This is a genomic window from Streptomyces ureilyticus (assembly GCF_011045025.1).
GTDB classification, from domain to species: domain Bacteria; phylum Actinomycetota; class Actinomycetes; order Streptomycetales; family Streptomycetaceae; genus Streptomyces; species Streptomyces ureilyticus.
The window spans coordinates 1-9,863 of the sequence record NZ_JAAKZX010000285.1 but is presented as its reverse complement, the minus strand read 5'-3'; the positions used below and the strand labels follow the sequence as shown (position 1 = coordinate 9,863).

Below are 9,863 nucleotides of genomic sequence, written 5' to 3'. Positions count from 1 at the left end.
GTGACGAGGGTGTGGGTGCCGGGGATGGGGGAGCCGAGCAAGACGGCGAAGACGAGGCGGATGGCGAGTACGGCGAGGGCGAGTTTGACGAAGGCGGTGTAGGAGCGGGACCAGGGGGATTGGGTGCGGTGGGTGGCTACTACGTAGCCCGCTACCGCTATGAGGAGGGTGAGGAGGAGGGGATTCGTGGTGCGGGAGGCGGCGGTGCCGAGACCGAGGGCCCAGAGCCACCAGGCGCCTGGGTGGAGGGCGTTGGAGCGGGTCGCTTGGGGCGGGCTGAGCGGCCACTGACGTCGGGCTCCACCGGGCGCGGAACGGTTGCCCACGGCCGCACTGCTGACTTCGCTCATCACGCACCCATCCGTCAGCCGCGCCGTCGGCGACGCGTCTGCCAGACCGCTGCCGCGCCCAGCACGGCCACCGCCCCGATGCCGGCGACCAGGCCGAGCGACGGGCCCTGATCGGCGGAGTCGCCGCCCGACTCGCTGGAGTTGCCTTCGCCGGAGGCACTCGTATCGCGAGGCGTGGCCGAAGGCGTAGTCGTCGGGTCTGCGGCTGAGACCGGCTCACCGCACCCCGTGTGCGGGTAGCCCGCGATGGCGCACAGGAGCGCGTTCGTGTCGTAGCGGAGCGGCTTGGCGACCGTGGCGAGCGCGTCCGCCGTCGTCGCGTCCTCGGGGACGCGGGCGCAGGCCGTACGCGCACGGGGCGGCGTCTCGCCGGACGGCGCGTCCGCGCTCGTGCCGAAGTCGAGTACGAGGGCGACCCGTTTCGAATCCTCCCGCGCGGGCGTCTTCGCGCAGATCGTCGCGAACTCCGCGGCCCCGCGCGGCTTCGCGGAGTCCTGCGAGTTCTCGCTCACCGAGAAGCGGAAGCCCTGGACATCGCCGTCGGAGGGCCGGACGATCGACGGCCCCTGGGTCGCGTACACCCAGGTGTCGCCGTCGCGGTCCCAGAAGGACCAGTAGCGGTAACCGGCCGCGTGCGCCTGCCCCGTCGAGCCGAGCATGGGGAGGACGGCGAACAGCGGGGCCAGGACCAGCAGGACTGTACGGCGGCGGAGGCGGATCACGGCTTCGGCTGCTTCTTGTTGCGGGTGCTGATCAGGAAGCCGACGCCGATGCCGCCGACGAGGCCGACGCCGACCATCCACCAGACGCTGACGCCGCCGTTCTCGTCCTGCTCCTTCTCCTTGCTGGGGGCGGCGGTGTCGGCAGCGGTGGCGTTCCAGCCCTCCGGGCCGGTCGCGCCGAGCTGCTTCACCAGGTCGGCGCCGCCGAAGTCGCGCGGGTCCGTGCCGGTCGCGTGCGCCGCGAAGATCAGCTGCGCGTACGCGGCGGGGCCGTTCTGTGCCGCCCAGTCAGCGGAGTTCTTCTCCAACCACGCGAGCGACGTCCCGGCCTCGGCGGTCCGGCCCGCGGCGGCGAGCGCGACGACGGCGTCGGCGGTGTTGCCGTGGTCGGGCTGGTCCTCGGCGCCGGCGAGGGCGGACTTCAGGTAGCCGTCCTTGGCGACCGCGCTCGCGAGATAGGCGGAGCCGTTGCGCGCACCGTCCTCGGGCGTGACCTTGTCCCCACCGTCGGCACACGCGGCGTCCCCTGCCGCGGTCTTCCCGGACTTCGTCACGAACCCCTTGCCCAGGCTTCCCAGTACGCCCGCCGCCGTCGCGTCGGCGTTCGCCGCGAGCTTCCCCTTCTTGTCCGGCTGGAAGGCGAACGCGCCCCCGCCGTCCTCGTCGCAGGGGACGGACAGCGCCAGCAGCGCCCGGTACGGGGACTCGCCGCCCTTGGACAGCACCTCCTGAGGCTTCTCGCCCGCGGCCGCCAGCGCGCCGATCACGACAGAGGTCGAGTTGGTGTCGCTCGCGCCGCCTGCCGCGTAGCCCCAGCCACCGTCCTTGTTCTGCACGGACTTCAGCCAGGCCACGGCCTTGTCCACCGCCGCGCCGTGCCCGCCGAGCGCCTCCAGAGCCTGGAGCGCGGCGGCCGTACTGTTCGTGTCGACCGGCGTCTTGGCGTCGCACTTCACGCTCGTGTCGGCGCGATACGGCGCGAACGCCCCGCTCTCACACTGCTGCCCGACCAGCCAGTCGACGGCCTCCGGCGCGGGCTGCGCGCCCACGGTGTGCTGAGCGAGCAGCGCGAGCGACTGCCGCCAGACGCCGTCGTACGTCGGATCCGCGCTGCCGAACAGCCCGGTGGGCAACTCCTTGGTCGGCGACGGCGACGGGGAGGGCGACTCGGCGGCGAGGGCGACCGGCGCGAAGGCCGCACCGATCACGGCGGTGGCGGCCAGTACGGCGGCGCTACGGCGGACATTCATGATCGGCGGGTTCTCCCTACGGGGAGCCGGGCAGCCCAGAGCCCCGGGCGGCTCGGCTCCGTATGCCTCGACGGTGCCCGTCACCGGCGGTTCCCGGTGACGTCGAGCCGGTCACGTCCGTACGGGGCATTCCGGCTCACCGCCCGCTGTCGAGACTGCGGACTGCGGACGATTCACGGCTGCGGGTCAGCGCCGGTTTTGCACCGGCTTCCCCCCGTACGGGTGTGATGACGACCTGTTAACTGTACCGGCCCGTATCGAGACGCTGAGGCCCGGCTGTGCGGCGCCGATAGGTTCGGCGCATGAGAAGCGACTTACGGCTCGGCCCTCTGCTCGGCTCCGGCCGCACGGCGGATGTGTACGCGCTCGACGAGCCCGAGGACGGGACGTGGGTGCTACGCCGCTACCGCGACGGCTACGGCGACGCGCCCGCCGAGGCGGCCGTCATGGAGTACGTACGCGGCCACGGCTACCCGGTGCCACGCGTGCGGCCAACGCACAAGCGCACCGACCTGATGATGGAGCGCCTCTCCGGACCAACCATGCTGCAGGCCTTCGGCGATGGTCTGATCGACCCCCGGGATGCCGGAGCCACACTCGCGCGCCTGCTCCGTGACCTGCACGCACTGCCACCCCGCCTCTCCACCGACCCCACGGTCCGAGTCCTGCATCTGGACCTGCACCCGGACAACGTGATGCTCACTCCAGCCGGTCCGCGAGTGATCGACTGGGCCAACTCGGAGGAAGGCCCACCCGGCTTGGACTGGGGCATGTCGGCAGTGATACTCGCCCAAGTCGCGGTCGGCGACGACCCGTTGGCGGAGCCGGCCCGGGCGATACTCGCCGCGCTGCTCGACGGCAACGAGCGCGCCGTGACGGACGAGGGCCTGGCGGATGCCCGTCGGCGGCGTGCCGCCAATGTGACCATGACGACCAGGGAGGTCGAACTACTCGGTGATGCAGAGGAGTTGATCCGTACGCTACTGAGCTAGCCCCCGCCCTGGCCTGCATCCAAGAGGCCCTCTGTTCAGGCCGGAGTTCCTACGCGATCATCCGGCGGCGATCGTCTCGGCGGCCTCGGCCTCGGCCCCAGCCTCGGCCTCGTCCACCGCCACGGGGACGGGGTTCTTCGGGCCTCGCAGGGCGATGTAGACGAACAGCGCACCCATGACGGCGACGCCTGCCCACATGGCCTGCTGCCAGCCGTCGACAAAGGACTGCTGGGCGGCATGGACGATCTGCTGCGCGTGCGAGCCGGTGCTGCCCGAGACCTCGACGGCGTTGGCGATGCCTTCGCGGGCGGTGTCCGCGGGCCCCTGGGGGACGCCGTGCAGCCGGTTGTCCATCGCGCTGCGGTAGCCGGCGGACAGGAGCGCGCCCAGCATGGCGACGCCCAGTGCGGTGCCGAACTCGCGGGTGATGTCGTTGAGTGCGGAGGCGACGCCCTGCTTCTCACGCGGCAGCGCGCCGGTGATGGCCTCGGTGGAAGGCGTCATGGACAGGCCCATGCCGATGCCCATGGCGAGCATGCCCGGCAGGATGGTCAGGTAGCCGCCGTCCACGGAGACGAACAGGGCCATCAGCACCAGGCCCGCACCGGCCACGGCGATGCCCACGGCCATGGTCGACCGTGCGCCGATGCGGGCGGCCGTCTTGGGGGCCAGGCCGGAGGTCACCATCATCATGAGGGCCATCGGCATCATCGCCACCGTCGACAGCAGTCCCGACCAGCCGAGCACCGCCTGGAAGAACGGGAACAGGACCACGGCGATGCCCGCCTGGACACCGAAGACCACCAGTAGCGTGATCGAGCCGCCGGCCATGCCGCGCTCCCGGAACAGACGTACGTCCAGCAGTGACGCGTCTCGGCGGTGCAGCTCCCAGGCCACGAAGCCGATGCCGGCGATGAGGCCGACGGCGAGGCTGATCAGCGTCGCGGGGGCGGTCCAGCCGCGCTCGGGTCCTTCCTGCAAGACGAAGATGAGGCCGATCACGGCGACGGTGGAGACCAGCGCGCCGATGGTGTCGAAGGAATGGGCCGAGCGCTCACGGGAGTTGGGCACCGACTTCAGTGTCATGCCCAGGGCCACGATGACCAGTGCTACCGGCAGCACGAACAGCCGGCGCCAGTCCGCGACATCGACCAGGAGGGCGGAGAGGAACATGCCCAGGATGCCGCCGCCTCCGGCGACGCCGGTCCATACGCCGATCGCCTTGCCGCGCTGCTCCTCGGGGAAGGTGGAGGTGATGACGGCAAGGGTGATCGGCATGATCATCGCGGCGCCGATACCGCTGGCCACACGGGCCGCGATCATGACCTCGGCGGTCGGGGCCAGGCCCGCCACGACGTGTGCGACACCGAAGATGCCAAGTCCGGCGATCAGCATGGGCTTGCGGCCCAGGCGATCACCGATCGCGCCGAGCGGCAGCAGCAGCGCGGCCAGGGCCAGCGTGTAGATGTTGATGATCCACAAAACCGTGTTCTGTGAGGCCCCGAACTCGACGGCCATGTGGGTCTGGGCGACGTTCAGCCCGGACACCGACGCGATGACCGCCATCAGCGCGATGGAGACGGCGATCAGGATGGTGCGCAGCTGACGCGCGTCCGGTGTGCCGCCCTCGCCGCCGGCTACGGCGGCGGCTCCCTGTGCGGGCTGGTTCGTACTCATGGATTCCTCTCGAAAGGCTCGGAAAGGCTTGAAAAGGGCATGGGGGAACTCGGCGTCGGACCCTGCCCCGACGCCGGAATGCAGATGGAAGACGCGGCAGTGCGTGCCGCGGATATCAGGCGGTGGCGGTACCGCTCTGGGCTGCGGCGAGGGCCGCGTCGGTGTCGGCCGTGGCCAGCAGGGCGTTGATGTGGGATCCGGCCAGGGCGCCGGCCGCGGCGGAGGCGCCGACCTGGGCGGTCAGGTCGGTGGCGTTGCCGGCCACCCACACCCCGGGCACCTCGGTGGTTCCGGCCATGCCGGAGGCGAAGCGGCGGCCCATGCCGTCGGGCAGGTCCTCCAACGGCAGCTTCAGCCCGTCCAGGCCCTCGGTGCGGGCCCGCATCTGGGTGGCGACCGCGAGAAAGCGGCGGGCCATGAACGCGCCGTCGGCCAGGCGCACGCCCGCGACACCGCCGTCGTCGGCCTTCACGACCTCTTCCACGGGGATGTCGACGATACGGATGCCCCGGGCGGCGAAGCGCGCGCGGGTGTTCTCGTCGAGTGCGGTGCCGCGGGAGAAGTAGACGAGGTCGTCGGTCAACTGACGGAACAGCAGGGCGTGGTGGATGGATGCAGGGCCGGTGGCGAGGACGCCGAGGGGCTCGTCACGTACCTCCCAGCCGTGGCAGTACGGGCAGTGCACGACGCTGTGTCCCCAGTGTTCCGCGATCCCGGGAACGTCGGGCAGCACGTCCCGCAGGCCGGTGGCCACGAGCACACGGCGTGCCGTGATGGTCCGGCCGTCGGCCAGGGTGATGGTGAAACGCAGATCCCCGTCGGCCGACGGGACGGCAGGCTTGGCCGAGGCCACCTCGCCGACGACGACCCGGCCGCCGTACTGGCGCACCTGCTCCCGGCCGCGCTCAAGGATCTCGGTGGGCGGCATACTGTCCAGCACGATGAAGCCGTGCATGGCCTTGGCCGGCGCGTTGCGGGGCATGCCGCTGTCGATCACGACGACGGAGCGGCGGGAGCGGGCGAGCATCAGCGCACCGTTCAGGCCTGCGGCGCCGCCGCCGATCACCACGGCGTCCATGGTTTCACCAGGCAGTGCGTCGCTCACGTACGCGGAAGTCTGCACGGACATCTCCTCGCGCCCTTTCTGTCGTGCGCGGCCCCGGCTGTTCCGGGTCATCTGTCTTCGACGTTAAGCGTGGGTTGCATCAGAGGCATACAATGTTGCCTATGACGCAAGAAGATGGTGCGCTGGACAGCCTCGTGCGCAAACGGATCCGCGCTCTGCGGGTCGCACAGGGCTTGTCCCTGGAGGAACTGGCCACCCGCGCTTACCTCAGCCAGTCCTCGCTGAGCCGCATCGAGAACGGCCAACGCCGCCTGGCGCTGGATCAACTCGTCGCCCTGGCGCGCGCCCTGGACACCACCCTCGACCAACTCGTCGAGAACGCGGCCGACGATGTCGTCATCAGCCCCATGAACCACGGCACCCACCGTCTGAGCTGGCCGATGAAGGGCGACCCGGCCATGAGCGTCATGCGTCAGCGGCTGACCGAGCCGCCGCCCGACAGTCCCTCCAAGATGCGCGCCCACCCGGGCCGGGAATGGCTCGTCGTGCTGTCCGGCACCGCGATCCTGATGCTGGGCCACCGCCGCTTCCGCATCGAGACCAACCAGGCCGCCGAGTTCCCGACCATGATGCCGCACGCCATCGGCGCCGAGGGCGGCCCTTGCGAGATCATGTTCATCTTCGACCGCGACGCCCGCCGCGGACATCGCGAGACCGACGATCAGCGCGAGAACAGCGACAGCGAGGCGCAAGGCACCAGTCCGTAGCCGCCAGTTCGGTCCGGTCGAGGGAGCGCACGGGCGCCCCATGGAGAGGCTCTGTGGCAGCAGGCGGCAGCCGGTCCGACCCCTTCGCGTACGCGGTGGGCAGACCGAGGCGGAGGCAGGCAGGGTCAGTACGTGGTCGCGTACGGCGCTCAGCGACCGTAGTTCACTCACCGACGTGGTGTCGGCCCACGACGGACAGGGTCCACGTCCTCGTCCCATAGCTGATCGGTACCTCGGTCGACCGCTCCCTGAGCGTCACCGTCAACCGGTCGCCCGTCAGGGAGAGTTCGCCGGAGAAGCGCCACGTCTCGCGCGGAGGTACGGGGAACAGCTCGGCCAGGACGGTGTCCTGGAGCTGGTGGTCCACCGCTCGTAGCACGCCCGCGTCGAGCAGCACGATCGTCCCGTCGGGGAGGACGACGGGGCTCGGGACCGTGGAGTCCGACAGTCGTGGGCCGTGTTCGATGTCTCCGTCCGGCAGCAGTCGTACGACGCGTGAGGCGGTGGGGAGCTTCCGCTCGCACTCCACGACACGGACTGTTCCGTCCGGGTCGGGGACGTAGTGGCCGTAACTGCGCCACGTGGTCAGCAGGGTGCCGTCCCGGTCGTGGAGCCAGGTGTCGAAGTTGTCGTAGCCCTCCAGGCCGAGGAGGAACCGTCCGCCGTCCACGGCGACGCCTCGCTCGCCGCGCAGTTCGGTGATCAGCCGTCCGCTGTCCAGGTCGAAGAGCAGCGCGGGGCCGAGGAACCCCCAGGCGTGGTAGTCGAGCGAATACGTCAGCGCCAGCAGGCGGTCCGCGGAGACATGGGCCTCGTGCGGCTTCCCCGCGCAGTGGTGACGCCACTCCTCGCGTCCGTCCGCGCCGAGCCTGGCGAGGTCCTGGCCGTCCGCCACGATCCGGCCGTCACCGATGTCGGCCAGGACTACCGGCTGCGCGCTCTGCGCCAGTGGCCGGACGGCTTCTCGCGCCTCGTCCCACATGGGGCCGTCCAGCAGTTGGTGATCGAGCACCTCGACCCGCCAACCACCTGTCACCGGATGCTCTGCGGGTTGTACGGCTCAAGGAGCTGGTCGACGGGTGCGTAGTCGTCGGTGAGGAGTTGGGCGTCGCCGATCCAGGAGGTGAGGTCGTCACCGGTGGCGATTTTCCAGCCGGTTTGCCGGGAGTCCAGCGCTTCCTGGGTCGCCCGTACGTCGATCGGTCGGTCGGAGGCGAGCACCACCAGGTTGCCGCCCAGGGGGGTGGCGGTCGGGTCGAGGCCGATGTCGGCGGCTTCGCCGAGGACGGCGACGTGCTCGAACGTCTCGCTGAGGGTGGCTACTTCGGCGCGTGCGAAGGCCATGCTCCCGTGGTCGATGAGGTTGGCGACGTACAGGCCGTTCTCGTTGAGCACCCGCCGTACGTCCCTCATCGCCTCCACCGTGGTGAGGTGCCACGGCACGCTGACGCCCCCGAAGGCGTCGCCGACGACGAGGTCACGACTGCCGTCGTCCACGCGCCGCAGGCCGAGCCTGCCGTCCTCGACGCGTACGTCGATGCCGGTTCCCGATCGCAGACCGAGTTGCTCGCGGTTGATGCGTACGACGCCGTTGTCGATCTCGGAGACCAGGCTGCGCGTCCCGGGCCGGGTGGCAGCGAGATAGCGGGGAAAAGTGAGCCCGCCGCCGCCCAGGTGGTGGGCGGTCAGTGGCTCGCGTTCGGGGAAGGCGGAATCGACCGCCGACGCGATGGCACGTACGTACTCGAACTCCAGGAAGGTCGGGTCGTCGGTGTCGACGTAGGAGTGCCGCAGGCCGTCCAGGATGAGGGTGCGGCCGCCGTCCCGGTCGGCGTCCGCGACGACCCGTGCGCAGTGGTACTTGGTCTCCGTGTCGCAGGCACCGGGGGCGACCGTGGTGGCGAGGCCGCCGGCCACGACCACGAGGGTGAGGGCGGGGGTGCCGGTCCACCCGCGCGTACGCCACTCGGCCAGCCCGCCACCGACCACCAGCAGCGTGCCGAGGCCGATCAGGATGCCGCTGACCGGCAACCGCGAAACGAGGACGAAGCCGGTGAGCACGGTGCCGACGATGGCGCCGACGGTACCGACGCCGGACAGCCGGCCGACCACGGTTCGGTCTCGGCGAGGCTGGTCAGACGCAGCTTGGTCACGATCGGCGTCACCGCGGAGAGCAGCGCGCCCGGCACGAGGATGGTCCCCGCAGCGATCAGCAAGAGCAGCGGTGCCGCCCACTCCGCGGTGCTGCGCAGCACCGCGGGGGTGAGCGCCACGACCGCTCCCGACACCCCGAGCGAGGGGCCGATGAGCCGACGCGGATCGACCTGGTCGGCCATGCGCCCACCCAGCCAGGAGCCGGCGGCGATCGCGGAGAGGGCGATGCCGATCACCATCGTGCTGGTTTCGAGGGTGAGGCCGAGATAGGGAGCCAGCAGCCGCAGCGCGACGATCTCGACCACCAGGACCGCGGCCGAGGACCCGAAGACAAGGATGGCGGCGGCCCGGGCCCCCAGGCCCTGGTTGCGAGGCGTGCCCTCGGCGACGGGCGAGGAAGACGTTCCGGTCACGGGCGACATCCTCGCATCGCGACGCGCGGGCCGAACAGCGTTGCGGAAATCCTCAGCCGCCGCGCTGCGCGCTAGCCCCCGCCCTCATACCGCCACATAAGTAACCGGATCGCTCCCCGTAACCGCCTCCGCGCGCCCCAGCTTCACCAGTCGGCGCAGATGGGCCTCGGCCTCCGAGACCGCGATGTTGCGGGAGGCGTACGGGATTTGGGGCCAGGGGCGGTTCCACTCCATGAGTTCGGCGAGTTGCCAGGGGGTGAGGGGGGTCGTGAGGAGGGAGAGGAGGCCGGTCAGGCGGGACTCGTGGTGGGTCAGCAACTCCCGTACGCGAGAAGAAGCGGGCAAGAAGGCGATCGAGTACGGGCTGCGGCCGAGCCTGAGCATCGATGTGGTCACCACCGTGCCCGGCGATATGTTCACCCAGATCCGCGCGGCCTTCGGCGGCGAGCGCGCCCGGGTGAACGCCGAGTGC

Annotated in this window: 7 protein-coding genes, 3 pseudogenes and 1 riboswitch; of the genes and pseudogenes, 2 read left to right on the top strand and 8 right to left on the bottom strand. The window is 70.8% G+C overall.

Annotated features, from left to right (window positions below; translation table 11 throughout):
* The 3 genes and pseudogenes from G6048_RS43820 to G6048_RS43810 form a co-directional block, all read right to left on the bottom strand.
* Positions 1-350, bottom strand: a pseudogene (locus tag G6048_RS43820) (energy-coupling factor transporter transmembrane protein EcfT); the annotation flags it as partial.
* Between the two features lie 14 nt (positions 351-364).
* Complete coding sequence (locus G6048_RS43815) at positions 365-1,009, bottom strand: SCO2322 family protein (protein WP_165345195.1); 645 nt, start codon at positions 1,007-1,009, stop codon at positions 365-367.
* 59 nt (positions 1,010-1,068) lie between these two features.
* Positions 1,069-2,322, bottom strand: a complete 1,254-nt coding sequence (locus G6048_RS43810; protein WP_165345194.1) for a prenyltransferase/squalene oxidase repeat-containing protein — start codon at positions 2,320-2,322, stop codon at positions 1,069-1,071.
* A gap of 124 nt (positions 2,323-2,446) precedes the next feature.
* A riboswitch (cobalamin riboswitch) is annotated at positions 2,447-2,536 on the bottom strand.
* Between the two features lie 88 nt (positions 2,537-2,624).
* Here G6048_RS43810 and G6048_RS43805 point away from each other — a divergent pair.
* Positions 2,625-3,314 (top strand): phosphotransferase, encoded by a 690-nt coding sequence (locus G6048_RS43805; RefSeq protein ID WP_165345193.1) that lies wholly within the window; start codon positions 2,625-2,627, stop codon positions 3,312-3,314.
* Between the two features lie 57 nt (positions 3,315-3,371).
* On the opposite strand, the gene G6048_RS43800 is transcribed toward G6048_RS43805, so the two are convergent.
* Entirely contained in the window at positions 3,372-4,991 is a 1,620-nt protein-coding gene (locus G6048_RS43800; RefSeq protein WP_165345192.1) for an MFS transporter, read from the bottom strand.
* A 115-nt stretch (positions 4,992-5,106) separates the two neighbouring features.
* On the bottom strand, positions 5,107-6,120 hold the full coding sequence (locus G6048_RS43795) for an NAD(P)/FAD-dependent oxidoreductase (RefSeq protein WP_165345191.1): 1,014 nt from the start codon (positions 6,118-6,120) through the stop codon (positions 5,107-5,109).
* Positions 6,121-6,218: 98 nt separating this feature from the next.
* On the opposite strand from G6048_RS43795, the gene G6048_RS43790 reads away from it, so the two are divergent.
* Positions 6,219-6,824 (top strand): helix-turn-helix transcriptional regulator, encoded by a 606-nt coding sequence (locus G6048_RS43790; RefSeq protein WP_165345190.1) that lies wholly within the window; start codon positions 6,219-6,221, stop codon positions 6,822-6,824.
* Positions 6,825-6,987: 163 nt separating this feature from the next.
* Here G6048_RS43790 and G6048_RS43785 read toward each other — a convergent pair whose 3' ends face one another.
* The 3 genes and pseudogenes from G6048_RS43785 to G6048_RS43775 form a co-directional block, all read right to left on the bottom strand.
* A complete protein-coding gene (locus G6048_RS43785) occupies positions 6,988-7,860 on the bottom strand; it encodes a hypothetical protein (RefSeq protein WP_165345189.1) in 873 nt (290 codons plus the stop codon).
* Positions 7,857-9,400, bottom strand: a pseudogene (locus G6048_RS43780) (fused MFS/spermidine synthase). The gene G6048_RS43785 and the pseudogene G6048_RS43780 overlap by 4 nt, the downstream one beginning before the upstream one ends.
* A 75-nt stretch (positions 9,401-9,475) precedes the next feature.
* Positions 9,476-9,863: pseudogene (locus tag G6048_RS43775) on the bottom strand (hypothetical protein); the annotation flags it as partial.